Annotated in this window: 22 protein-coding genes, 1 pseudogene and 2 riboswitches; of the genes and pseudogenes, 9 read left to right on the forward strand and 14 right to left on the reverse strand. The window is 61.9% G+C overall.

What is annotated here, in order from left to right; all coding sequences use genetic code 11:
• Positions 1 to 85: 85 nt before the first annotated feature.
• The 6 genes from FVV99_RS12765 to FVV99_RS12790 form a co-directional block, all read right to left on the reverse strand.
• Positions 86 to 1,165, reverse strand: coding sequence for an NAD(P)-dependent alcohol dehydrogenase (locus FVV99_RS12765; RefSeq protein ID WP_148254454.1), 1,080 nt, complete (start codon positions 1,163 to 1,165; stop codon positions 86 to 88).
• A 71-nt stretch (positions 1,166 to 1,236) separates the two neighbouring features.
• Positions 1,237 to 3,033, reverse strand: a complete 1,797-nt coding sequence (locus tag FVV99_RS12770) for an acyl-CoA dehydrogenase (protein WP_148254455.1) — start codon at positions 3,031 to 3,033, stop codon at positions 1,237 to 1,239.
• 412 nt (positions 3,034 to 3,445) lie between these two features.
• Positions 3,446 to 4,219, reverse strand: coding sequence for an enoyl-CoA hydratase-related protein (locus FVV99_RS12775; protein WP_148254456.1), 774 nt, complete (start codon positions 4,217 to 4,219; stop codon positions 3,446 to 3,448).
• Between the two features lie 16 nt (positions 4,220 to 4,235).
• Positions 4,236 to 5,084 (reverse strand): 3-hydroxyacyl-CoA dehydrogenase NAD-binding domain-containing protein, encoded by an 849-nt coding sequence (locus FVV99_RS12780; protein ID WP_148254457.1) that lies wholly within the window; start codon positions 5,082 to 5,084, stop codon positions 4,236 to 4,238.
• A gap of 78 nt (positions 5,085 to 5,162) precedes the next feature.
• Positions 5,163 to 6,509, reverse strand: a complete 1,347-nt coding sequence (locus FVV99_RS12785) for an MFS transporter (RefSeq protein ID WP_148254458.1) — start codon at positions 6,507 to 6,509, stop codon at positions 5,163 to 5,165.
• A gap of 106 nt (positions 6,510 to 6,615) precedes the next feature.
• The gene (locus FVV99_RS12790; protein WP_148254459.1) at positions 6,616 to 7,269 is read right to left on the reverse strand and encodes a class I SAM-dependent methyltransferase; all 654 of its coding nucleotides are present in this window, start codon (positions 7,267 to 7,269) and stop codon (positions 6,616 to 6,618) included.
• A 37-nt stretch (positions 7,270 to 7,306) separates the two neighbouring features.
• Between FVV99_RS12790 and FVV99_RS12795 the strand changes: the two genes are divergently transcribed.
• A complete protein-coding gene (locus FVV99_RS12795) occupies positions 7,307 to 7,687 on the forward strand; it encodes a VOC family protein (RefSeq protein ID WP_148254460.1) in 381 nt (126 codons plus the stop codon).
• A 60-nt stretch (positions 7,688 to 7,747) separates the two neighbouring features.
• Positions 7,748 to 8,680 carry a lysophospholipid acyltransferase family protein gene (locus tag FVV99_RS12800; RefSeq protein WP_148254461.1) on the forward strand — a complete coding sequence of 311 codons (933 nt, stop codon included), beginning with the start codon at positions 7,748 to 7,750 and terminating at the stop codon, positions 8,678 to 8,680.
• Between the two features lie 14 nt (positions 8,681 to 8,694).
• On the opposite strand, the gene FVV99_RS12805 is transcribed toward FVV99_RS12800, so the two are convergent.
• The gene (locus FVV99_RS12805) at positions 8,695 to 10,101 is read right to left on the reverse strand and encodes a mannose-1-phosphate guanylyltransferase/mannose-6-phosphate isomerase (protein WP_201745088.1); all 1,407 of its coding nucleotides are present in this window, start codon (positions 10,099 to 10,101) and stop codon (positions 8,695 to 8,697) included.
• Complete coding sequence (locus tag FVV99_RS12810; protein WP_148254462.1) at positions 10,098 to 11,669, reverse strand: sulfatase-like hydrolase/transferase; 1,572 nt, start codon at positions 11,667 to 11,669, stop codon at positions 10,098 to 10,100. The genes FVV99_RS12805 and FVV99_RS12810 overlap by 4 nt, the downstream gene beginning before the upstream one ends.
• A 232-nt stretch (positions 11,670 to 11,901) precedes the next feature.
• On the opposite strand from FVV99_RS12810, the gene FVV99_RS12815 reads away from it, so the two are divergent.
• From FVV99_RS12815 to FVV99_RS12830, 4 genes are read left to right on the forward strand one after another with little or no spacing between them, the layout of a single operon-like run.
• Positions 11,902 to 13,461 (forward strand): glucan biosynthesis protein, encoded by a 1,560-nt coding sequence (locus FVV99_RS12815; RefSeq protein ID WP_148254463.1) that lies wholly within the window; start codon positions 11,902 to 11,904, stop codon positions 13,459 to 13,461.
• Positions 13,433 to 15,406 carry a glucans biosynthesis glucosyltransferase MdoH gene (gene mdoH, locus FVV99_RS12820; RefSeq protein WP_148254464.1) on the forward strand — a complete coding sequence of 658 codons (1,974 nt, stop codon included), beginning with the start codon at positions 13,433 to 13,435 and terminating at the stop codon, positions 15,404 to 15,406. The genes FVV99_RS12815 and mdoH overlap by 29 nt, the downstream gene beginning before the upstream one ends.
• Positions 15,381 to 16,169 (forward strand): FkbM family methyltransferase, encoded by a 789-nt coding sequence (locus FVV99_RS12825; RefSeq protein WP_201745089.1) that lies wholly within the window; start codon positions 15,381 to 15,383, stop codon positions 16,167 to 16,169. Before mdoH ends, FVV99_RS12825 begins: the two co-directional genes overlap by 26 nt.
• A 16-nt stretch (positions 16,170 to 16,185) precedes the next feature.
• Complete coding sequence (locus tag FVV99_RS12830; RefSeq protein ID WP_148254465.1) at positions 16,186 to 16,965, forward strand: creatininase family protein; 780 nt, start codon at positions 16,186 to 16,188, stop codon at positions 16,963 to 16,965.
• Positions 16,966 to 16,977: 12 nt separating this feature from the next.
• Here FVV99_RS12830 and ribA read toward each other — a convergent pair whose 3' ends face one another.
• Entirely contained in the window at positions 16,978 to 18,114 is a 1,137-nt protein-coding gene (ribA, locus tag FVV99_RS12835; RefSeq protein ID WP_148254466.1) for a GTP cyclohydrolase II RibA, read from the reverse strand.
• Positions 18,115 to 18,240: 126 nt separating this feature from the next.
• On the opposite strand from ribA, the gene FVV99_RS18545 reads away from it, so the two are divergent.
• Positions 18,241 to 19,107 (forward strand): RibD family protein, encoded by an 867-nt coding sequence (locus tag FVV99_RS18545; RefSeq protein ID WP_161599001.1) that lies wholly within the window; start codon positions 18,241 to 18,243, stop codon positions 19,105 to 19,107.
• A gap of 48 nt (positions 19,108 to 19,155) precedes the next feature.
• Here the strand turns inward: FVV99_RS18545 and FVV99_RS18820 are convergent.
• The 5 genes and pseudogenes from FVV99_RS18820 to FVV99_RS12860 form a co-directional block, all read right to left on the reverse strand.
• A pseudogene (locus FVV99_RS18820) lies at positions 19,156 to 20,019 on the reverse strand (lysylphosphatidylglycerol synthase transmembrane domain-containing protein); the annotation flags it as partial.
• Between the two features lie 3 nt (positions 20,020 to 20,022).
• Positions 20,023 to 20,922 carry a class I SAM-dependent methyltransferase gene (locus tag FVV99_RS12845; RefSeq protein WP_148254468.1) on the reverse strand — a complete coding sequence of 300 codons (900 nt, stop codon included), beginning with the start codon at positions 20,920 to 20,922 and terminating at the stop codon, positions 20,023 to 20,025.
• Positions 20,919 to 22,007, reverse strand: a complete 1,089-nt coding sequence (locus FVV99_RS12850) for a glycosyltransferase family 4 protein (protein ID WP_148254469.1) — start codon at positions 22,005 to 22,007, stop codon at positions 20,919 to 20,921. The genes FVV99_RS12845 and FVV99_RS12850 overlap by 4 nt, the downstream gene beginning before the upstream one ends.
• Positions 22,004 to 22,402, reverse strand: coding sequence for a 6-pyruvoyl trahydropterin synthase family protein (locus FVV99_RS12855; RefSeq protein WP_148254470.1), 399 nt, complete (start codon positions 22,400 to 22,402; stop codon positions 22,004 to 22,006). Before FVV99_RS12855 ends, FVV99_RS12850 begins: the two co-directional genes overlap by 4 nt.
• A gap of 63 nt (positions 22,403 to 22,465) precedes the next feature.
• Positions 22,466 to 23,446, reverse strand: coding sequence for a zinc-dependent alcohol dehydrogenase (locus FVV99_RS12860; protein ID WP_148254471.1), 981 nt, complete (start codon positions 23,444 to 23,446; stop codon positions 22,466 to 22,468).
• Positions 23,447 to 23,603: 157 nt separating this feature from the next.
• Between FVV99_RS12860 and FVV99_RS12865 the strand changes: the two genes are divergently transcribed.
• A complete protein-coding gene (locus FVV99_RS12865) occupies positions 23,604 to 24,353 on the forward strand; it encodes a CDP-alcohol phosphatidyltransferase family protein (RefSeq protein WP_148254472.1) in 750 nt (249 codons plus the stop codon).
• A 57-nt stretch (positions 24,354 to 24,410) separates the two neighbouring features.
• A riboswitch (TPP riboswitch) is annotated at positions 24,411 to 24,549 on the forward strand.
• Between the two features lie 66 nt (positions 24,550 to 24,615).
• Positions 24,616 to 25,284, forward strand: a complete 669-nt coding sequence (gene tenA / locus FVV99_RS12870; protein WP_148254473.1) for a thiaminase II — start codon at positions 24,616 to 24,618, stop codon at positions 25,282 to 25,284.
• A gap of 68 nt (positions 25,285 to 25,352) precedes the next feature.
• A riboswitch (TPP riboswitch) is annotated at positions 25,353 to 25,487 on the forward strand.
• Positions 25,488 to 25,531: the final 44 nt, after the last annotated feature.

Consider the following 25,531-nt stretch of genomic DNA (forward strand, 5'->3'; position numbering starts at 1 on the left):
TGATAGCGCAAGTGCGCACCGGCTCTCACGTGGGGATTGGAACGGGCGGTGAACCGCCCGTTTGCCGTGCCTTGCGTGAGTGCGCTCAACTTGCCTTGATCGCCACCTTCAGCACCCCGTCGCGTTGATGTGAGAAGAGATCATAAGCGTTGGCAATGTCGTCCAGCGGGTAGTGGTGAGTGACCAAGGGGCCGAGATCGAGGCGCCCGGAGTCGATCACTTGCATCAAGCGGCGCATACGTTCCTTGCCGCCGGGACAAAGCGAGGTAATGATCTTGTGATCGCCCAGCCCGGCACTGAAGGCATCGAGCGGGAGCGTCAGGTTTTCGGAGTACACGCCCAGGCTGGAGAGCGTGCCGCCCGGTTTGATGACGCGCAGCGCGGCTTCGAAGGTTGCCTGCTTGCCCAGCGCCTCGATCGATGAATCGACGCCGCGACCACCGGTCAGCTTGAGGATTTCCGAGACGACATCGACCTTACGGTAATCGATGGTGATATCGGCACCCATCTGCTTGGCCATGGCCAAGCGTTCGTCGACACCGTCCACGGCGATGATCAGCCCCGCACCCCGCAAGCGTGCACCTGCCGTGGCGCAAAGCCCGATCGGCCCCTGGGCAAAGACCGCAACGCTATCACCGATCTTGATACCGGCGGATTCTGCCCCGGCAAAGCCGGTGGACATGATGTCCGGACACATCAACACCTGCTCGTCGGTCAGCCCATCGGGGACCGGCGACAGGTTGGCCTGGGCGTCGGGCACCTGAAGATACTCCGCCTGAGCACCGTCGATGGTATTGCCGAAACGCCAGCCGCCCATCGGCTTATAGCCGTGGGCATGGTGACCGCCATCCTGGGAGCTGCATCCGTCCTGGCAGGCGTAGGAGGTGAAACCGGGACAGATCGCACCGGCGATCACCCGCTGTCCTTCCTGGTAGCCCTGCACGTTGGCACCGAGTTTTTCGATGATACCGACCGGCTCGTGTCCGATCGTCAGCCCCTTCTCGACCGGGTACTCCCCTTTGAGGATATGGACATCGGTACCACAGATCGTCGTGGTAGTGACGCGGATCAGGGCATCATTGGGGCCGATGTCGGGAACCGGTTTGTCATCGATCTCGATTCGACCGGGCTCGACGAATATTGCCGCTTTCATCATGGTCGTCATGGTGTCTCCTCCCTGGGAGATGGGGATGGCACCATCAAAGCATAAACACCGTCACGCTATTTTGCGTTGGATCAAGAAAAGGCTCGATTCGCCTGATATTCCAGCAGTGTCTCCATCCCGGCATCGATGACCGCTCGTTGAGCCCGGCCGACCGGAAGCCATTGGCGAAGCGCGAAGTCGGCACTCGCTAACTTGTCATGATAGAAGGTATCGGTATGCCCTGCTTGCACGGCAGCCTGCGCCTTGAGGGCGGCACGCCCCATCTGCCAGGCGCATAGCACGTGGCCGGCCAGCGACAGGAAGGGAGTGGCGTAGGCCTGAACGGCATCCGCCCCCTTGTCCGCATCGGCACCCTGCTCCACCAATACCGCCGTCGCTTGCCGGAGATCGGCGGCGGCGGCGGCCAGTGTCTTGCCCTGGGCATGTAGCGCGTCATCGGCTTGCAACTCGGCGGCAGTAGCCTCGACCGCATCGATCAGCATGGTCATCGCCTTTCCGCCGTCACGCTGAAGTTTACGACCGGCCAGATCGAGTGCCTGGATACCGTTGGTGCCTTCATAGATCGGGGCGATACGAGCGTCACGCAACAGTTGGGCGGCACCGGACTCTTCGATATAACCCATGCCGCCGTGGACCTGAATCCCCAATGACGCAATCTCCACGGCCTGATCGGTCGAGAACCCCTTGACCACGGGAATCAGCACATCGACCGTCGCCTGGGCCGCCTGGCGAGTGGCATTGTCATCACCATGGTGCGCCATATCCATCTGCGCCGCGCAATAGAGCGCCAGTGCACGCATGGCATCCGTACGGCCGCGCATGGAGAGCAGCATGCGGCGCACATCCAGGTGATCGCTGATCGCACAGGACTCGCCGCCCCGCGTTTTCGGTGCGTGCCCCTGCTGGCGGTCGGCAGCGTAAGTGAACGCTTGCTGGGTGGCTCGCTCGGCCACGCCGATCCCCTGGATCCCGACCTTGTGGCGCGCCGAGTTCATCATGGTGAACATGTGATGGAGGCCGCGCCCCGCCTCTCCGACGAGATAGCCGATGGCGCCTTCGTTCTCGCCGAAGTTCAGCGTACAGGTCGGCGACCCATGGATACCCATCTTGTGTTCCAGCGACGCACAGACGATATCGTTGCGCACGCCCAGCGTGCCATCGTCATTGACCAGGTATTTGGGTACCAGGAACAGTGAGATACCACGATTGCCCGCCTCGGCCCCCGGCATGCGTGCCAGCACCAGATGAACGATATTCTCGGCGACGTCATGTTCGCCCCAGGTGATGAAGATCTTCTGTCCCTTGAGCCGATAATGCGACTCTTCGGGGATCGCCAGGGTACGAACCCGTGACAGATCGGAACCCGCCTGGGGCTCCGTCAGGTTCATGGTACCGGTCCAGGTCCCGTCGATCAGTCGGGGCAGGAACAGCGTCTGCTGCGATTCGTTACCGTGCAGGGCAAGCGCTTCGATCGCACAGGCCGTGAGCGTGGGACATAGCCCCAACGCCATGTTGGCGCCGTGCCACATTTCCTGAACCGCGCTGGCGACCACTTCCGGTAACCCTTGTCCGCCCAGCGACTCAGGCACACCGATACCGTTCCAGCCACCTTCGGCGAAGGCGCGGTAGGCATCGGCGAACCCATCGGGCGTAGCGACGGCACCCTCCTCCAGACGGCATCCCTGAATGTCGCCGGAGCGATTGATCGGGGCCCAGACTTCGCCGGCCAGCCGGGATGCCTCTTCAAGAACGGCCTCGACCAGATCGGGGCTGGTCTCCGCAAAGGCTGGCAGCGATAAGGACGCATGCCCCAGAAGTTCCTCGAGAACGAAGCGCATATCGCGCACCGGCGCGGCGTAGGATGTCATGATGCCACCTTAAAACGAGTGTTTGACTTTCAGCATAGCGGCTCTCCCGCCACACGGGAAACCTAGCCAAACGTCGCAACCAGACTCTCGTCGATGAGGGACATCTCCGGGGTTATCGGCTGGCCGCAGCGAAAGAATGTTCGCGTCACTGCAGGGATTTCGGTCGATTCATGAAGCATTCGACGCGGGCTACACAGACTCAACTAAGGTAGTCGGCCAGGGCATCAAAGGCCGCTCGCTGCAGTAATGCCTGTTGCGCCCAGAATTGCAACACTTCGGCATCGTAGGATGCCGTCATGGAATTGTCGCTTGACATGATGAGGCTCCTGAAGGGTCACACCTTCAGGATAGCCTCATTTATATTGCGATGCAGCAAAAATATTTTGCAGCCTAAGTGCTTTTTGCTCATCCGTCAAAACGATGCCTTGCGCTTCTCCAGGAAAGCGCTCATGCCCTCGCGCTGCTCTTCCCCGGTGAAGCCGAGTGCGAACAGCGTCGTCTCCAGTGCCAGGGCGCTGTCGAGAGCCAGGTCCTGGCCGTCATGAATGGCGCGTTTGGCATCGCGCATGGCATTGGGGCCATTGCGTGAGAGCTGTTTGGTGAGCTCATCGATGGTGGCGTCGCGTTCATCGAGAGAAACGACGCGGTTGACCAGACCGACGCGCAGGGCTTCATTAGCGTCGATGCGCCGCCCGGTAGTGATCAGATCCAGCGCCATGGCGGGTCCGACCCGCCGCGGCAACCGCTGGGTGCCGCCGAAGCCAGGGATGATGCCCAGTCCCACTTCCGGTTGAGCAAAGAAGGCATTATCGGTGGCGATCGCCCAGTCACAGGCCAAACTCAGCTCGCAACCGCCGCCCAGCGCATAACCATTGACCAATGCCACGGTCGGCACCGGCAGCGTCTCGAGGCGCTTCAGGGCCACCAGCGCCTGGTTGGCGAAATAGCGGGCCTGTTCGGGGGTCTTGTCGCGCATCTCGGCAATGTCGGCGCCCGCCACGAACGCTTTCTCGCCGGCACCGGTAAGCAACACCCCGCGCAAGTCGTCACGCGCTTCCAGGGATTCCAGAGCGCTGCCGAGTGCCACGATCAGTTCGGAATTGAGTGCGTTGAGGGCCTCGGGCCGGTTCAGGGTCAATTGCACCACACCGGCATTCTCGGTCTGTTCGATCAGGGACATCGTCATCTCCTTGCCGACTGGCTCATTCGTAGTGGTGGAAACCGCGGCCGCTCTTCCGGCCCAGATGGCCGGCGGCCACCATGCGTTTGAGGAGCGGACAAGGACGATACTTGGGATCGCCGAATCCGTCCTGGAGTACCTCCATGATGTCCAGACAGACATCCAGACCGACCAGGTCGGCCAGCGCCAGCGGCCCGAGCGGATGAGCGGCGCCGAGTTTCATGGCCTCATCGATGGCTTCCGGCGTGGCCGTGCTCTCCTGCACCAGAAACGCCGCCTCGTTGATCATCGGAATCAACAGCCGGTTGACGGCGAATCCCGGGGAATCGGCAATCGGCACGGCGGTCTTGCCCATGGCCTGCGCCAACGCATCTACCTTGGCAACGGTGGCATCCGAGGTCTGTTCGGCGCGGATCACCTCGACCAGCTTGAGTACCGGTACCGGATTGAAGAAGTGCATGCCGACCACCCGTTCGGGATGTTCGCTGACCGCAGCCAGCCGGGTAAGCGACAGCGACGAGGTATTGGAGGCCAGGATGGTATCGCGTGAACGCGCCGACAAATCGCGAAAAAGCGACTCCTTGAGTTCGGCCTTCTCGGGGGCCGCCTCGATGATCACCTCGCGGTCATCCAGCGCATCGATCCGGCTGGCGGTGTGCAGACGTCCCAGCGCCTCATCGCGCTGAGATTCGCTCAGCCGCTCCTTCTGTACCAGCTTGTCGAGTCCGTTGCCGATCGCGGCACGGGCCCGTTCGAGTTGCTCATCAGCGATATCGTAGAGGGTGACGTCGTGTAACGTGGTCACCAGCACCTGGGCGATGCCCTGTCCCATGGTGCCTGCGCCCACGACGCCAATCCGGGAAGTCGTCATCGATTGTGTCTCCTTGGATGAGGCGCTCGCCCACGCGAGCCGATCGAGCCATAGCCTAACGCGAACGGCATCACCGCGTCAGGCGGAAACGTCGTCCGATGTCCGTGCGGGCTCACGGTCTGCCCCATCCGGCTCAGCGACCGCCACCTCGGGAACGACAGCGGAGAGGTCCTCCTGATGCTCATGCTCGATGGCCCCCTGAACCAGTTCATCGGTAACGTTCAGCTCGGCACCCACTACCGTCTGTGGCGGCGTAGCCGCAAACGGCGCCACCGGTTGCGGTGCCGGCCGAACGCTACGACGCCAGGCAAAGAAACCGACCAGACCGATACCCAGCGCACCGAGCGACCAGAACAGCCCACTGTCGCCGACCGCCGTCATCACCGGGGTAATCAGCGACGGACTGAGAGTGGAGCCGACGGCATTGATCAGCAGCAGCCCCTGGCTCATGCGTACCAGTGCGCCAGCCGGTGCCCGGTCGGCGGCATGACTGACCGCCACCGGATACAGCGCAAACACTCCGCCTCCCAGCAGGAACAGCAGCGCCGCCAGTAGCCATGGCAAGGGCGACAGAAACAGCAAGGTCATCGAGATTACCGCGGTGACGGCGCCAATCAGGATCAATACCAGTTGGCGGTCATGTCGATCCGACCAGCGCCCGATCGGATACTGAAGCAGCATGCCGCCCAGCACCACTACCGCCATCATCTGCCCGATCTCGGCGACCGTCAGGCCGGTACGCTGCAGATAGAGCGGCAGCAGTGTGTGGATCGCCGCCACCGCCAGGCCGGAACCGAAACAGCCCATGACGCCGGTCGGCGTGATCACGATCAGACGCAGCGGCGGCAGTGGCTCGGCATGCTCGATCAGCGGTGACACCCGGGGAATCACGGCCATCGGCAGCACCGACAGCGAGGCCAGCATACCCACGACCATGAACGGCGCCGTTGCTCCCAGCGAATCGGCCACGCCCAGCAGCAATTGACCGACCACCCCGGCGGCATACAGCGAAATCATGTAAAGCGCCAGCAAACGGCCACGCACGCGAGTCTCGGCCGAGGTCAGCAGCCAGCTCTCGATCACCAGGTAGACACCGACTGTCGCCCATCCGCCGATCAAGCGCAGGACGAACCAGGCGATGGGGTCAAACCATAGTCCCTGCAACAGGACAGTCGCCGCCACCAGCGAGGCGAAACAGCCATAGGCCCGGATATGCCCGATACGCAGCAGCAAACGATCGTTGAACAGCGCGCCGAGCGCCAGGCCGATGAAATAGGCCGAGGAGACCCAGCCGATAACCATCGCCGATACCCCCGCTGCATCGAGTCGCAGGGTAATCAGGGTCGCCAGGAAGCCATTACCGATCCCCAGAATGAACAGCCCCAGCAGCGGGGCCAATGCCATGGCCAACAATTGACGCGACATCGCTACGACATCCTCGACGGTCAAGGGTAAAGGGGCAAAAAAGCGATGCGACTATAGGGCCATTTTCATCGCCCGCCAAGCGATTTCGTTGCGTTGTCGAGCAATGCTACGTCGGGGTCGGTTTCTGCAGTAACGCCACATCGGCGGCCGGAAATTCGACCTGCATTTCCAGGTGGCCGGCAAGCCAATGGAAGGTCGTCTCACTGAAGAAAGCCACATGAGTCAGATCGCGGGTGTAGTGCCAACCGGCGAAGGCCTTGCGTGACGCCACCCGCTTGGTCATGATACCCATCCAGCCCCCCGGGCGCAGTCGTGCGGCCAGCCGTTCCAGTTCGCTGCCGGGGGCGCTCAGATGCTCGACCACTTCACTGGCCGTGATGACATCGTAGCAGTGCTCGAACACGCGACGGTCCGGAGCGTAGAAAGGGTCGTAAAGGCGCATGTCGACGCCCCGCTCGATGAGCATCGCCGCCAGTGCCGGGCCGGGGCCACAACCGAAATCAAGCCCCGAGGCGCCGGGCGGCAATCGCGCCAGCAACGGGTCGGCCAGGCGGGAAAGAAAGCGGCGATACCCGGCATCGTCGATAGCATTTTCATGCCGGTCATAGATGGCTTTCTCTTCCGTCGGGGAGAGCTGCTGTGAAGGCGGTACGAAGACCAGTTCGCAGTACCGGCATTGCCAGTAATCGCGCCACTTGTCACGGTGATAGTGTGCTGTGTCGTCGCGATGACAGAGAGGGCAGGACAAGCGGTCATTCATCGTCGTATGCTTGCAGGAAAACGGAAAGGAACGCGTCATGCTATCAGCCATCGACCATCTGGTCGTTACCGTCCACGATATTTCCCGGGCAGTGGATTTCTATACGCGGGTGTTGGGACTCGAGGCCCGTTACAGTGATGCCGGTCGCGTCGATCTAATGCTCGACGACGTGGCCTTCCGGTTGCACCAGGCCGACACTACCACCACTCCCCAAGCAAGTGTGCCGACTCCCGGCAGCCTGGACCTGTGTTTCAAGAGCCTGCTGCCGCTCGGTGAGATCAAGGATCACCTCGATACGCTGAACGTGCCCATCGAGCTCGGGCCCGTCGAACGCCGCGGCGCCACCGGTCCGATCGAATCGCTTTACCTGCGCGACCCGGACGGCAATCTGATCGAGATCTGTCGTCCCAAGCGTTGATGGCATCCGCATGGGATGCCGGTATCATGTACGCGACCCAACGACACGACCACGGATTTCATGAGTGACGCCGACGCTTCCCTCACCACCCGACTGCAGGCCGGAGCCATCGCCCGCCTATGGCGAACCCTCGCCAATCGGCGACTGAGCACGATCTGGCGGCTATCCCGTTGCGTCGGTCCGTTGATTCAGCGCTTCAGCAAGCGCGAACGGCAGGTGACCGACATCAACCTCGGTGAAGTCTACCCCGACCTCGATGCCAAAGCACGACGGCGACTCTCCCGTGAAAGTCTGGTCCACTCCAGCGCCACCATGTTCGAACTGGGCTTCGCCTGGATGGCACCGGCACCCCGAGTGGAAGCCGCAATCGCCGAAGTCCACGGCCGCGACTTGCTCGATGAAGCCCGTGCCGAAGGCCGGGGCGTGGTCGTGCTGGCGCCGCATTTCGGCAACTGGGAAGTGCTGAATTTCTGGCTGTCGAGTCACTTTCCCTTCACTGCCATGTATGAACCGCCCAAGCTCGCGCCGCTCGACCCGACAATCCGCCGGGGTCGCGAACGCATGGGCGCCAACCTGGTTCCCACCAATGCACGCGGCATCGCGGCACTGATGAAGGCGCTGAAACGCAGCGAAGCCGTCGGCATCCTGCCCGACCAGACGCCCAGTTGGGGCAGTGGTGTCTTCGCGCCCTTCTTCGGGCGCCAGGCCTATACCGCCACGCTGTTGCCCAAGCTGGTATCGCGCACCCAGGCTCGCGTCGTGACCGGCGTCGCTCGGCGTCTACCCGGCCGTGGCTTCGCGATCCACTTCCTGGACGCCGACGAGCGCGTTTACGACAGTGACGAAACCACCTCGGCAACGGGCGTCAACGCCTGCGTCGAAGCGGCAATCGCCCTAGACCCACCGCAATACCAGTGGGAATACAAACGCTATCGCAAGGTGCCCGAGGAACAGGCCGGTCATCCGGATTTTCGCCGTTACCGCCTCTACTGACGCCGCCCCTGCCGTCACGTTCTTCCGTAGCGGTCCTCCAGACGTTCGATATCGTCCTCGCCGAGATAGTCACCGGACTGTACCTCGATCAGTTCCAACGCCACATTGCCGGGGTTTTCCAGCCGATGCGCCGCGCCGACGGGAATATCCGTGGACTGGTTCGCGTCCAGCATGAACTGATGGTCGTCCAGCGTCACCCGCGCCCTGCCGCTCACCACCACCCAGTGCTCGGCCCGATGACGATGACGCTGCAACGAGACGCCCGCGCCGGGAGCGACCCGAATACGTTTGACCTGATAGCCGGGACCACGGGCCACGATCTCGTAACTACCCCAGGGCCGATGCACGCGCGGATGCAGCGCCACCTCATCGCGCCCCGTCGCCTCCAGGCGCGCCACCAGCGACTTGACCTCCTGGCTACGTTGACGATCGGCCACCAGCACGGCATCACTGGTCTCGACGATGGTCAGATCACTCACTCCCAACGCCGCCACCAGCCGGTGCTCGGCATGCACCAGCAAGTCACGACACGACTCGGCCAGTACATCGCCTCGTAGCCGATTGCCATGCTGATCGGACGCACCGCTCTCCCAGACGGCCAGCCAGCTACCGATATCGCTCCAACCGGCCGCCAGCGGCACGACGGCAGCGTGGGCGGTCCGTTCCATGACAGCGATGTCAATGGAGAGGCTGTCACAGGCCAAAAACGCCTCGGCATTGGGGCGCAGGAAGTCGAGATCGGGCTCGGCGCCCAGCAACGCCGCCTGACAGGCATGCGCCATCGCCGGTTGCAGCCACTCGAGTTCCGCCAGATAGCGCGAGGCGCGAAACAGGAACATGCCGCTGTTCCAGTCATACTCGCCACAGTCGACGTAATCTCGGGCCGTGGCCTCCGCCGGCTTCTCGACGAATCGCGCCACGGCGAAACCCTGTGCCCCCAATGGCGACCCACGCTGGATATAGCCATAACCGGTTTCGGCGTGCGTCGGCACGACCCCGAAAGTGACCAGATATCCCTGGGCCGCCAGCTCACTGCCATGCTGGACGGCCTGATGGAAGGCATCGGCATCCTCGATACGGTGATCGGCGGGCAACACCAACAACAGTGGATCGTGTCCGTCTCGACAGGCTGCCAGCGCTGCCAGTGCGACCGCGGGAGCCGTGTTACGGCCTTCGGGCTCTAGCAGCAACGACGCTGCCTCGACACCTTCCTGACGCAGTTGCTCGGCCACCAGAAAGCGATGATCTTCATGACCGACGACGATCGGGGCCGACGACGTCAGTCCATCGAGGCGTGCCAGCGTCTGTTGCAGCAGGCTCCGGTCGCCTTCCAGCGTCAGAAACTGCTTGGGGTACTGTTGTCGGGACAGCGGCCACAACCGCGTGCCGCTGCCGCCGGCAAGAATCACTGGCGTGATCAAGGCGATGTCTCCTCTGGCGTGGAATCGCGGGAAAAGGCGTCGTGCAACCAGGTGCGTAAATGCGCCATACGGGCAGCCGAGCCGTCCGTATCAGGCAGCATGCCGGTGACGAAGCCGCGTTCGCGGAAGGGCCGGGTCAGCGACTCGTCGCCTGATATCACGTGCACCGGCACCTCGGTATCGGCCTCATCACCAACGATCATGGGAGAGGATTGGTGATCGCCCATGACGATCACCAGGGTATCCTCATCGACATTGACTGCCGCCCAGTGCAGCGTAGCGCTCACCGCATAGTCGATCGCCCTGGCGTACTGTTCGCGTACACGCTCCATCGTCTGCCAGAGCTCCTCCGGCGACTCGCCGCTATCGGCCCAACGCGCGAAGATTTCACCGTCACCCACGTCATCCCAATCGATGACCGGTAACACCGGAGTCCAAGGTGCATGACTGCTGATCAACGCCAGTTTGGCAAACATTGGCCCGTCGAGGGAGCCCCGGATATCACGCTGGAAGCGGTCGAGCGTGAACTGGTCCGGCATCGTCACCCAATTGAGCGCCGGCCCGGCGTAGTCGAGATCGTCGGCCGCATAGATGCGGTCGAAGCCGTAGGCACGCCCTTCCGGCCAGGCCAGAGTAATGGCCGGCATCACCGCCAGCGTCTCATGGCCGGTAGCGCGAAAATCGTCGACCAATGTCGCGTGATCGCTATCCAGTAGCAGTTGATACACCAGTTGGTTATCGATCCATCGGCCGCTCAAGGCCGTCGCATGTGCCAACCACGACTGACCGCCCTGAATCGGCGATGTCAGCCGACCCGACACGACGGATAACCCCGCTGCGTCGAGACGTTCGCCCGACTCACGCAACCCTGGCACGACAACCGCAGCGAAACGTTCGTCCTCCAGTGTCGCCATGCCATACGACTCGATGAACACCAGGATGACGTTCTTATCGGCCAACCGTGTCAATACCCGAGCCGTGGAGGCCTCGGCATCGAGCGTGGCCTGGAACTCACTCCGGGCCTGCCATGTTTCTGCCATACGCTGCACTTGCACGACCAGCGTATTCGCCATCGGCGATGTCACTCGGGGCAACGGTCGTTCCAGCCACCCCGCCACCATGGCTAGCAGCGCCACACCGGCCATTCCCAGTAACCAAGGGCGCGAGACACGATAGTGTCCTAGCAGATAGCGAAGGCCAAGGACCAGCAGCCCTATCGAGATGACGGACAACGCCAGGATCGCCAGCGCCGCGAACTTCCCCAGATTACCGGCCAGCAATCGATAGAGTGCATCGAGCAGCGGCCAGTCCAGCAAAAGGTTCAGCGAACGCCCCAGCGATAGCCTCAACGCGGTGTCCGCCAGCATGGTCAACCATGTGACCGCGATCATAGCGGCCAGCATCCAGCGCCCTATTCGGCCGATGAGCGTTCCCGGCAGTAACGCCGCGAGCGCCATCAGGCACCAGCCATCGGCGGCCAGCCAGGGACTCCATGCGTCGTGACGTATCCATAGCGGCAGGAGCAGCAGGGCGTTGAGTCCTGCCGCCCCCAATAGAAACCGACTCATCAGCAAAACGTTCCTTGCGATCGACTCACCACGTCATGGCATCGCCTTCGATGGTAGGGGGCCGTGGAAAATCGGCAATGCCATTTCCCTTTCGACATAATACCCACAATGCTTAATAACTGTACAAAAGCGATACAAAAAGAATGAAACTTCAAAGAGTCCTCAGCTGTCGAAGACAAAGCTGATGCAATGTTTATACATCAATGTAGGCATGTCCATGGAGAACTAGACAATGGATGTTGTGCGCTCAGTGACACTGGCTTGTTGTCTGCTCGGTCCATTCGCATCGGCCCAGGGCGAGGAAGGGAGTCAGAAGACCGACTCGACTCCCTACGATCAGGCAATCGAGCGGGCCAGAACACTCGCTGAATCCCCCTATGACGATCGCCGTGACGAGCTCCCGGCGGCTTTGCGAGAACTGGGGTACGACGCCTATCGCAATATCCGCTTCCGATCCGACCAGGCGCTCTGGAAAGACGATGGGAATTTCTCGGTCCAATTGTTTCATCCCGGATTCATCTTCGATTACCCCGTGACAATCCACCAGGTCGAGAATGGAACTACCCAGACGCTGGAGTTTTCCCCCTCGTTCTTCGACTACGACGGCGACGCGGCTTCGCTTGCGGACAGCGACCTAGAGGGCGCCGGGTTCGCTGGCTTTCGCCTGCACTATCCGTTGAACCGCGCCGATTATCAGGATGAATTTCTGGTCTTCCTCGGCGCCAGCTACTTCCGTCTGATCGGTCGCGATCAGGGCTACGGTTTGTCGGCACGAGGTTTGGCAATCGATACTGCCTCCGACGATGGCGAAGAGTTTCCCGCCTTTCGTGAATTCTGGCTGATCGCCCCCGAAGAAGATGATCATCGGATGACGATCGTAGCACTCCTCGACAGTCCCTCGCTGACCGGTGCCTACCGTTTCGACGTCATTCCGGGAGAACGCACCGTACTGGATATCGAGGCACGGCTGTTTGCCCGCCAGGATGTGGATAAGCTTGGCCTTGCACCGTTGACGAGCATGTATGCCCATGGCGATACCTCGTCACGCAACGCCGATGACTTTCGACCTCGGGTTCACGATTCGAATGGCTTGCTCATCCATACGAGCAGTAACGAATGGATCTGGCGACCCCTCATCAATCCCAGAGAACTGCGTATCAGCGCCTTTCAAGACGATGCGCCCGCCGGATTCGGGCTCGTCCAGCGGCAACGCGACTTCGAGGACTATCTCGATCATGAAGCACACTACGAACGCCGCCCCAGCCTCTGGATCGAACCGATCGACGGTGACTGGGGCCAAGGTGTCATCGAGCTGGTCGAGATCCCCAGCGACAGTGAGGTCAACGACAACATCGTGACTTATTGGGTGCCGGAACAGCCATTGGAAGCCGGGCAGACTCGCCGCTTTCATTACCGGCTCTCGACATTCGGTGCCCGACTGCCTGAGCAGACGCTGGCACAGACGGTGCGAACCCGTCATGGATGGGGCGCTATCCCGGGGCAGGATGACCCACCGCCACGCTCGGTACGCCACTTCATCGTCGATTTCCGCGGTGGTGAACTCTCTAGCCTGGATGCCAGCCACCCGGTAGAGGCCCAGCTCGACACCACCAGTGGTGAAATTCATAACCTTCAGGTGCAACGCCTTCCCGATGGCGAAACATGGCGTGCCAGCTTCCACCTCTATCCGGAGGGGCAACAAGCAGCCGACATGCGGCTGTCGCTGGCATTGCATGGCGAAACGATGACGGAGACCTGGAATCATGTCTGGTATCCCGATGAATCGGACTGACAGCGCCACACACCCACGCGCCCGAATTCCCTGGCAAGCGGCACGCCGGGGGCTGTTCGTCACGCTGGTGATCGCCAGCACCGTCCTGGGCGGCTGGACGATGTTTCACGTGCTGCATGCCAATGGCTTCACGCCGCTACAGTGGGGAATCCTGGGACTATTCGTGATCACGTTCGGTTGGATCGTCACAGCCTTCTGGAATGCCGTGATCGGATTCATCCTGCAATGCACCCGGCGCGAGCCATTGACGCTCCGACGACTGGATGCACCGATCACCGACATGGCACCGTTGACACTGCGTACCGCCTTGGTCATGCCTATCTATCACGAAGCTCCGGAGCGCGTCGTGGCGGGTCTGGAAGCCACCTGCCAAGACCTGCTGGCGCAAGGGGAAGAAGCGCGCTGGTTCGAGGTATTCGTGCTCAGCGACAGTCAGGATCCAGACACGCTCCACACTGAACAGCAGGCCATTGCGGGATTGCAGCAACGTCTTGCCGGCCAATTGCAGGTCCACTACCGACAGCGTCATGACAATCATGGTCGCAAGGCCGGCAACCTGGCCGAATTCTGCCAACGCTGGGGCTATCGCTACGACGCACTGATCGTGCTCGACGCCGATAGCATCATGGGCGGCAATACACTGATCTCGCTGGCCCATTCGCTACAAGCCAACCCGGATGCCGGGCTGATTCAGACGGTGCCGATTCCGGCGCGTCAGCGCACCGCCTTTGGCCGTTTCACCCAATTCGCCGCCGCTCTCTACAGCCCCATGCTAGCCACCGGACAAAGCTTCTGGCAGGGCGATGCCGCCAATTACTGGGGGCATAATGCGATTCTTCGCACCGAGGCGTTCATGGCGCATTGTGGTCTGCCCCGCCTGCCTGGACGCCCCCCGTTGGGTGGCGATATTCTCAGTCACGATTTCGTGGAAGCGGCGCTGTTACGCCGTGCCGGCTGGCATGTCCTGCTCGATACCCGCCTGGATGCCAGCTACGAAGAGGTACCGGCCAACCTGATCGATTTTGCCAAACGCGACCGCCGCTGGACCCAGGGCAACCTGCAGCATCTGCGATTGCTGCCTCATACCGGCTGGCACATCATGAACCGCTTGCACTTCCTGTTCGGGGCACTGGCGTATGTGTCGTCGCTACTATGGATGCTGATGTTAGCCGTCAGTAGCGGCGAGGCATTGTTGCAGTCAGTCAACGAACATGACTTTTTCCATAGCGGCGCACAGTTGTTCCCTAACTGGCCGGAGTCGACACCCTGGGTCGTCGTGCCGCTTCTCGCCATTACGTTATCGTTATTGCTGCTCCCCAAACTGCTTGGCGTCACGTTGGCGTTGTGGCAACGTCCTGCGGCTTTCGGCGGACGCGCAAGACTGCTGATCAGTGCCTTGCTGGAAATGGGATTTGCCGCTCTGATCGCCCCGATCATGATGATCTGGCATAGCCGCTTCGTTGCTTGCATACTCGCCGGGCGCCATGTCGACTGGGGCAGTCAGGTCAGGGATAGTGGCCATGTTGCCTGGCATGAAGCGCTCCGCCATACCTGGACGGCGACGCTGCTCGGCGGCGCTTGGGCCATGGCCACGCAATGGTGGACACCGGCATTCTTCTGGTGGTTGGCCCCGGTATGGATCGGCTTGGTTCTCGCCACACCACTGACGTATTTAAGCGGTCATGTCGGGGTCGGTGCCAGTCTGGAACGATGGGGTCTGTTACGCGTACCGACCGAGACTCAGCCGGCCCCCGTCCTGCAGCGACTCACCGAGCCGCTGGACGCCACCGACACCGCCATGCTGACACCGCCTCCGCCCGAGCAGCCGCGTGACATGCCGACCCAGGTATGGGGACGTGACGGCAGCCCCCACCGGAACCGCAGGACGGCCAACGACGTTCCTGCATCGATGAGTCGCCATGACCCCGCCCATCTCCGGCATTGAACGCTTGCCTTGGATGGCGCGACTGCGCTGCGGCGCCGGGCTGGTACGCTCGCTGGCCATTTATTGGCGCCCCGGCCGTCAACGCAGCCTGCGACGGCTGTATGCGGAATTCCTCGCACCGGGGGATCTGGCCTTCGATATCGGCGCCCACCTCGGTGACCGCAGTGCCGCTTTCGTCGGGCTCGGTGCACGTGTCATCGCGCTGGAACCTCAACCGCATCTCTTCCGCTGGCTGAACCGGATCGTCGGTCGCCATCGGGACGTGATCTCCCGAGCCGTGGCCGCCGGCCCAACGACGGGGCATGCGACGCTCTCTCTCAGCCTGGCCACACCGACGGTATCGACCCTGACCTCACGCTGGAGCCAACGGCTTGCTCACGACAACGACGGCTTCCAGCATGTCCGCTGGGACACTGCGCTGACCATCGAAATGACGACGCTGGATGCCCTGATCGCAGAGTATGGCCTACCGGCATTCTGCAAGATCGATGTGGAAGGATTCGAGGATCAAGTGCTGGCTGGGTTGAGCCAGCCGCTACCGGCACTGTCGGTGGAATTCGTGGCAGGCGCCCTGGATGTGGCACAAGCCTGTGTGGCACGTCTTAAGACCCTGGGCGACTATGAGTACAACACCATTGCCGGCGAACGACGCCTCTTCAGGTGGTCACAGTGGCAGTCGCCGGACACGGTTCTGAATTGGCTGTCCGAGGGTGCCGATGCCCTGACATCAGGCGATCTCTATGCCCGACGACGTTACAATTAACGTTCCTGGAGTGTCCATGAGTGAGTTTCGTTTCCGCGCTTGGCAGGCAATGACCAGTGCCGATTTTGCCGTGCTCCCCGAGCAGAGTGTCGCCATCCTGGCACTAGGTGCGACCGAGCAGCACGGCAAGCATTTGCCCTTGTCCACCGACAGCGATATCGCCGCTGGATTGCTCGACGCCACGGCCGGCTATCTGCCGGAAACCATGCCACTACTCCGGCTACCCCCTATGGCCGTGGCAGCCAGCGACGAGCACCTGGCGTTCCCCGGTACACTGAGCCTGCCCGTGCATGCCGCCACCGCTACGCTGGAAGCTTACGGCGATGCCGTCGCCCGGGCCGGTATCCAGCGCTTGGTGCTCTTCAACGCGCACGGCGGCAACGAAGCCATCATGGATATCGCGGCACTGGCATTACGCCGCCGACACGGCATGCTGGTAGTCAAGGCACATTACATGCACTGGACGCCTCAAGACTGGCTGCCGGCCCTGGAGAACCATCACGGTTTGCATGGTGGTATGCTGGAAACGTCGTTGATGCTGCATCTGGCACCCGACAAGGTCCGTACGACCGAGTTGAGCAGCCCGCATTCCTACGGTGAAACCCTCGAGACCCAAGGGCGTCTGGTGTGGCCGGAGGGCGAGGCATCATTCGCCTGGCTCGCCGAGGACCTCCATCCCGAGGGCATCGCTGGCCATGCCTGCCTGGCTTCGGCCGAGCTCGGCAAGCGGCTGACGCATCATTACGCCCAGCGGCTGTGCCGCATCCTGACCGATACCCACGACATGGCGTGGTAGCCTGGCCGGGCCTCACCCATTGAAGACATCATCCAGCCAATGCCCGCCCCGATCGGCCTTGGTACTCAGATAGCGATGATTCTGGTCGGTCAATCGCCCATAGACGGCCTGCCGTTCGGTCACTTCGATGCCCGCGCCACGTAACGCATCGACTTTCAATGGATTGTTGGTCAATAACTGGACTCGCCGAATCGACAGTTCCTCGAGGATATCGACCGCCACCCGGTAGCAGCGCTCGTCTTCTCCAAAGCCCAGGAGCTGATCGGCATCCACGGTGTCGAGTCCGGTATCCTGCAACGCATAGGCGCGCAATTTATTGGCCAGGCCGATTCCCCGACCTTCCTGGGCCAGATACAGCAGCACCCCACCCCCCATGGCGTGAATATCGGCCACGGCGTTGCGCAACTGCTCGCCGCAGTCGCAACGCAGACTGCCGAAGATATCACCGGTCAGGCAGGCCGAGTGAAGGCGCAATGGTACCGCGTCGAGCCAGGTCTCGGGCGATCCGATCAACACGGCAATATGCTCACGCAGCCCGTCTGCCTCGCGGAACAGGATGAAATGGCTCTGCGGAGCGTCGGTGAGAGGAACCAGGGCCTCACTGACGCGCATGAGACGACTGGCCGCAGAGTCGGCGTGACGCTCTGCGTCGTCCGCCGACACCACTAACAATGTACCGTCGGCAATCAGCTCGGCAACGGTGTCATGCTGGCTCGCCGAGACACGGACGGTGAGAGCGGCGGGAATCAACAGTGCACGACGCATCAGGGCCAGAGCGGCGCGGTCGGCCTTGTCAGCGGGGTGGGCTTTCGGAATCCGCGGACGACTGCCGTCGTCCCCCTGCCCCATCCCGGCACCGAATGCCATGGCATTGAGGTGGCGACGATCCACACAACTGACATTCGTCAGCGGCAAGCGAGCGACTTCGGCGTCGATCGACTGCCCCAACGAGGCCAAACGATGGCAGCTCAGTACCAGCCCGGGAACATCTCCCGCCGCGGATGGCAATGTCCGCAACTGTCGATCGCTGGCCCCCTCGAGTGGCTGGACCAGCACGTAGTCGCTCTCATCCTGGCCCGTCTCACCGCTCTGAAGAACGATAGGCAGCCCTCGCCGTATGTCGAAAATGGCTCGCTCGACCTGGTGCATGACTCACTCCTCGCTGTCAGCCCATCGACGGTGACGATGGGGTGTCCCATGAAATCGTGCGCCGATACCTTGTGCCGACTCGTGCGACTGCGCATGATAAGACGCTGATGACGACACGGAGGATGCATGGCACTGCCCCCGCTCGATGACCGCCTGGCCTGGGCCTGCATTCGGCGCATCCACGACGGTGACACCGTCGGTGCCGCCACCTTGTGCCGGGAGACCACAGGCCATTCCCTGCACATCGATACAGGAGACTCCGTTTCCGGCTGGCACTATGCCGGCCGGGTCGATACCTCGGCACGCCAACTGCTCGACTGCCTGCTGCCGCTGGTCGTCCATCGCGGCGATCTGGCCATCGCCCAGCTCGGGCAGAGCCTCGATGGACGTATCGCCACCGTCACCGGGCATTCGCACTACATCAACGGTGCCGCTGGGCGTGTTCACCTGCATCGGTTGCGCGCGCTGGTCGATGCCGTGTTGGTGGGCGCCGGTACGGTCGTCGCCGACGACCCGCGCCTGACGGTACGTCACGTCGAAGGACGACACCCCACACGTGTCATACTCGATCCCAATGGCCGCATTCCGGCCGACAGGCAGGTGTTCCAGGACGGAACCGCGGCCACCTTGCATTTGGTGGGTGCCTGGGCACCGGTCGATGACTCGCTCGGTGCGCACGTCACCCGTGTCATCATCGCCGACACGCCCGGCGACATCTCTCCAGTCAGGCTGTTGTCGCAGCTCGCCCGGCATGGCTACCGGCGGGTTCTGATCGAGGGCGGTGCCGCTACGGTCTCGCGATTCCTCGATGCCGACGTACTCGATCGGCTGCATCTGCTGGTTGCCCCCTTGTTGATCGGTTCGGGAGAACCCGGCATACGCCTGACCTCCATCGATACCCTCGACCTGGCCCGACGCCCCGTGACGCGACGTTTCGACTGTGGTGACGACACGCTTTTCGACGTTGTCATGCGCGACAGGTTCCACGGCTGACGAGGCGCGATGTCGCCACAGAAGGCATAACGCACCAGGCAAGCTCGCTAGCCATACCAGCACGCCATAACTCAACGACACGGCCACGCCCTGCGCAGCCGGCAAGCCGACACTGGCCCAGACCAGGGCCGCCGCACCTTCACGCCACCCCCAGCCAGCCACGGAAAGAGGAATCAGCATCGCTAGCAGTACCGGCGGGACCAGTGCCAGCAATGTCGTCACCGGCAGTCCGTTGCCAATGGCACGTGCAGCGCAGACGAACATCAAGGCATAACTGGTCACGATCAATACCGAAGCCAGCAACTGCAGGCACCCTACGCGGCCACTCAGCAAGGCCCGACGAGAATCCCTGCCCAAGCGCCTGACGCTGGCGGGAGGTCGCTTGATCCCATAAATGAGCATCGCTCCCCCCACTGCGATCGCAGTGGCCGACCCCCACCACCAGGCAGACAACGGCGCCACGGGACTGATCGTCTTGAGCGCCTGGTGCCACTGTGGAGACAACCCAAGCGCCAAGCCTGTCGCCAGAATCATGACGACTTGTCCCGACAGGCGTTCAATGATGACCGCTCGCCAGGCGCCCCCCGTTACGCCACTCGCTCGGGCATGCCGCCAGGCACGCGCTGCATCGCCCAAGACGGCACCGGGCAGAACCTGATTGAGGAACGTTGCCAGGTAGTAGTCTCCCAACGCATGGCGCCAGGGGAGCCGCAGATCGAGTGAACGCGCGGTCATTCGCCAACGCCAGGCGGACAGCAGCATCTGCGGCACGGATAACGACACTGCCAGTACGACCCAGAACGCATCCAGACGCCGGACTTCCGATGCCACCGAGGCCAGATCCACCCACCAGATCAGGCCACCCAACACCAGCAAGCTGAGCGTGATCCGTAATGCGGCGTGGCGGTTCATGGCTCAGCTATGCTCCTGCGGCATCGCAAACAGGTCCTGATGGCCCACCAGCAGACCGATGCGTCCTGACTCCAGGTCGTCGAAGCGACGTCGATACCAGGCGCTAACACGGCCTCGGTCCTGCGGGGACTGTTCCAACACTGCCTCTGCCCAGCCCTTGATCAGCTCGAGAGCCAGCAACCGGGCTCCGTCACGATCAGGCGTCAAGGTCCAGGGGCTGGGACGATTCAGTACATGATATCCCACTGCCTGGAACGCGTGAGTCAGCACGGAGGGGGCGTCACCACCCAGCGCCGGTCCGAAACCTTTGTCGTGACGTTGGTGGGCGGCCAGTATGTCACGTACCCAGGCGTCGTCCAGCGTATCGGCACTCACGGAGCCATCTGCCGTAAAGGACCAATCGCCATCGATACTGAGAGCAAATAGCGCTGCCGTCCCATGCCTCGCGCAGGCAGTCACCAGGCGTTCGACCCATGCTTTGGAGACGAGATCGAACAACGCCGACGCCGTGACCAGATCGGCCTCCGACAGCAGGTCATCGAGCCCTTGCGAGTCCTTCAGCAGTACGCGCAGGTCGCGCGTCACGGCCTGCACCCCCAGGGATCGCCTCCCGGCATCGCACAGCGAGTGACCACGACACTCCGCGACATGCAGCAGTCCGGCATCGTTATCGACTAGCCGCCATTGCTGAGGCCCGGGGAATTGCGGTGCCAGGTAATTGATATTGGCACCAGCACCACATGCCAGATCGAGAACCGTTACCGGCGATTGCGTCGATAGGCGCCGCTGTAGCCAGGTAGCCCCCTGCTCGGTCAGGAACCCGCTGCGCGCCAAGGCATCCGCGTCTTCACGATGCATCAACCAGTCTTCAGCGAATGCCAGATCGTCAGTGATCAGTGTCATGAACTGCCTCCCGACGGTCCTGAAGCTGGCCGTGTCACCGCAGCAGCAAAGGCGCGAGCCGCCTGCTCCCAACTGGGCAACGCATCGCGCGCCTTGCTGGCACCGTGCCGTAACCGTCGGCGCAAGTCAGGCTCATCCAGCCAGCGTTGCAACGCCGTTTCCAGCGCTTCGATATTGCCGGGCGGTACCGCGAGCCCCGCCTCTGTCGGCAAGGTATGGGCCAGCGCCCCCCCTGTCGTCGTCAGGACCGGCAGCCCTCTGGCCAAGGCTTCGGTGACCACCATGCCGTAGCCTTCATAGTAGGAGGGCAGTATGAACAGGTCTGCAGCGGCATAATGGGCCGCCAGATCATCGGGAGACCGCTCGCCAAGCAACAGCACACGTTGTTCCAAACCATGGTGACGTATCAGATCCGACACACGGCGGTCATGAACCGGATCACGATCCCGACCGCCAATACAGTCGCAGTGCCACTGCCTGTCCACCAGACCGGACAGCGCATCGACAAGCACATCATGTCCCTTACGGGGAGTGACGGTAGCCACGCTCAGCAAGCGCTGTGGCCGCTTGGTATCCTCTTTTCCGACCACGCTGGTGGCCAGCGGCGACGGTGTGACGCCGGGTTCGACCACGGCGATCCGCTCTGCGGGAACATGGAATTCCGCCAAACGCTGTGCCGTGAAGTCGCTGGTGACGATCACCCGATGCACTGACGCCAATGCCCGCATTTCACTAGCCAGCAATGCCATGCGGCTTGACTCATCCAGGCCGGTTTCGTCGGCGAGTGGATGGTGTACCAATGCGGAAACGTCCAGGCGTTGCGATGCGATCGCCACGAGTTCCGGCAAGCCCCCCATCGCCAGGCCATCGATCACGACCCGGGCGCCATCCGGGATAGCGGCTAGCGCCGCTGTCATGGCATCGCGGGCCCTCGCATCGACTGCCGGGAAACGCCCTTCCAGTCCGATGACCTCGATTTGCCACCCATCGGCGCGTAAGGCTTCGACGATCCGTGCATCATAGACATAGCCACCCGTCAATTGGCCGGGATCGCCAGCCACGATCAACGTCAGGTCGACGCTCACAACGCCCCCTCGTAGCTTGCCCAAGCCACGTGGGACTCATGCAGTGTCACGACCATAGCCGTCAGTCCCTTGGCCCCTTCGCCAAGATGCCCATTACGGATAGCCAGTGCCAGACGCTCGAAGATGGCATGGGCCATGAACTCGGTCGTCGTGTTGTGGCCGCGGAATGCCTCGATATCGTCGAGGTTCTGCAAATGGAATTCGCTCAGGACGTCGTTGAGAACCTGTCCGGCAAGAGCAATGTCGACGATGAGATCGTCGTCATCCAGTTCGGGGCGCCGGAAGGTCACATCGGTCACGTAAGTTGCCCCATGCATGCGCTGGGCAGGCCCGAATGTCTCGCCGTTGAAGCTGTGGGCGATCATGAAGTGATCTCGTACGGTCAGACTGTACATGCTCCATCTCCTTGCCTGATTATCCTGTCCGTCTGACTGGGTCGTGTCGGGATCGTTTCACCGTCAGGCGTCGTAGCGAAGACGATGACATAGCGTCTTGCCATCGGGTTCCGACAGGGTCGGCATGATCTCGGGAAGTTCGCGGAACCGGCTCTCGCCGCTGATCAGGACATCCAGCCGATCATCCGTGAGCATAGATAATGCCAGACTCAAGCGGCGGTGATGTGTCCACCGAGCCCGGCGCGTCGGCGCGATGCCACCCACTTGACTGGAACGCAACGTGAGCCGTTGAGAATGAAACGCCTGCCCCAATGGCAACGACACTTCACGGTCTCCATACCAACTCATTTCCAACAGCATGGTCTCGTAGCCGGCCAATGCCAACGAATGAGACAACCCATCGGGCGACCCACTGACGTGTACGACCAAGTCGTTATCGACCGGCGCGGTATCGGGCAGCGCAAAGGCGACTCCCAAGGCTTCGGCCAACGAGCTGCGTTCTGGAGCAACATCCACCAGACAGGTGTCGCTGCCAGGCAAGTTGGCACATAGATAAGCCACTAGTGCACCGACGACACCGCCCCCGACAACGCAGATGCGATCCCCCACCACCGGCGCTGCATCCCATAGTGCATTGACCGCCGTTTCCATGTTGGCGGCCAGCACCGCACGTTCCGGAGGTACGCCTTCGGGAAGAGAGACCACAGCGCTCGCCGGTACGACGTAACGATCCTGATGTGGATGGAGACAGAAGACATCACGCCCCTGCAACTCACGCGGCCCTTGCACGACCCGACCCACGCTGGCGTAACCATACTTGACGGGAAAGGGAAACTCTCCCAGTTGAAAAGGGGCCCGCATCCGCTGGTATTCACTGCGAGGAACCTCGCCCTTGAATACCAGCGATTCCGTGCCACGACTGACCGCCGAGTAGCGCGTTTCCACGCGCACCGACTCATCATCGGTGACGGCAAGCGTTTCATGGCGCAGTTCGCCCTGGCCCGGTGCGACCGCCCAGAATGCTGTTGCCTGATTTGAGGTCATAATCTGCCTTGATCCGGGTTGTCACTCAATAATTGTACATAACATGTACTTTATCAATAGATTTGCATCACTTACCCTATATACTGACATTATGAGCTACGTTGTCAGCATAGAATGAGGGAAAGGGCGGCGGCCGCCGCCCTCGGGAGACGCTGCCATGACCAGACACGTCAATACCCAAGGCGGGACACGCTCACGCCTTCCCCTCGCAATGGTATGGGAATTGGGTGTCGGCCTGCTGGTTGCCGCCCTGTTGACCGAAACCGTGCGTCTGATTACGGCAGCGCCTGTCACGTTTCACCTGGGGGTCGGCAGTATCTACCTGGGCATGGCGGGACTGCTGCTTTGGTGGTGGCCAACGACACACTCGAATTTCGGCTGGGCCAACCGCATCACCCTCTTCCGCGGCGTGCTGATTGCGATCTTCACCGGATTACTATGGGTGCCGGCACTTCTGGCCCGTCATGCCGACCTCGTACTGGGCGTGACGCTGGTCGCCCTGCTGCTCGATGGGCTGGATGGCTGGGTGGCCAGACGCACGGCAACCACGACGGCTTTCGGTGCCCGTTTCGACATGGAACTGGACGCGTTCTTCATCCTGATGCTGTGTGTTGCGGCGATACTGCTCGACAAGGTTGCCCCCTGGGTTCTGGCGATCGGCGCACTGCGTTACGTCTTCGTGGCTGCCGGCAGCCTCTGGCCCTGGCTGAGCGTCGGACTCCCCGTAAGCCGACGCCGCAAGGTCATTTGTGTCTGGCAGGTCGTTACCCTGTTGGCGATTCTGCTGCCATCCATCTCGGCGACCGCCGCAACGGGACTGGCGGCAGTCTCATTGCTATCGTTGGCTGTGTCGTTTCTCACCGATGCGATATGGCTATACCGGCAGTCTCATGCTGATCGCGTTTGAACCGAATTGTCACTGGAATGGCTGGCAAGCCAAGATCAAACTGCTAGACTGAGGCACACTCGCTTGACGGGGTGCCGGTGGAACCGGCTGAGATGGCGCAGGCTGATGTCCCGAGCGCCGATCCCGTTGAACCTGATCCGGGTAAAGGGTGCAATGCACCGCTGAACCGGCGTAGGGAATCAGGCGTGGCTCGGTCTGTTTTTTTATCCTTCCGTACCACCCCTGCTCCTGCTGCCCGGATCGACGCCTTGACGGAGTTGATATGGGGTACCGTTTCGACGATCTGAAAACCGCCTGCAAGGACGATTGGGCACGCTATATCGAGCATGACTTCGTCCGCCAGCTCGGGGCAGGCACCCTGCCGGCAGACGCCTTTCGCCACTACCTGCAGCAGGACTACCTGTTCCTGATCCATTTCGCCCGCGCCTTTGCACTGGCCATGTACAAAAGCCGGACGCTCGACGAGTTGCGTCAAGCATACGGCGAGTTGAAAGCCATTCTCGACATGGAGCTGGATCTACATATCGGTTATTGCCGAGAGTGGGGAATCAGCGAAGAGACGCTGGCAGCGTTGCCCGAAGCGCGCGCAACATTAGCTTATACCCGCTACGTATTGGATACCGGCAATCGGGGTGACCTGCTGGACCTGCACGTTGCCATCTCGCCCTGCCTCATCGGCTACGGGGAAATCGCCAACTGGTTGAATCGACAACCGTTTACGGTAAGGGGCCAGGACAATCCCTTCGCTGCCTGGATTGCCATGTATGCAGGAGACGACTTCCAGCAAGCCATGGGCCGGGAGCATGATTGGCTCGATGCGCGGCTGGCAGAGGTGACACCGGCTCGCTTTTCCGAGTTGGTCAACGTATTCCGCCATGCCACGCGACTGGAAATCGACTTCTGGCAAATGGGGCTGGATCAGTCCGACTGACTGGCCCTTTCCCAATCGCCGCGTGCCGACAAGGCATTCGGCCACAACCGCATCGCCTCCGGCGATGCCATCGCTTGACGGGGTGCCGGTGGAACCGGCTGAGATCATGCTGCGTCACGTACGCCGAGCATGGGGCCCGTTGAACCTGAACTGGTTAATTCCTTCGGGAGGGTACCAGCGTAGGGATCAAGCGACATGCAGGACGACAATCGATACCTGCCACTGTCCTCCTTCGCGACCTCCCCAT

The sequence above is a fragment of the Aidingimonas lacisalsi genome (assembly GCF_008079445.1).
GTDB classification, from domain to species: Bacteria; Pseudomonadota; Gammaproteobacteria; order Pseudomonadales; family Halomonadaceae; genus Aidingimonas; species Aidingimonas lacisalsi.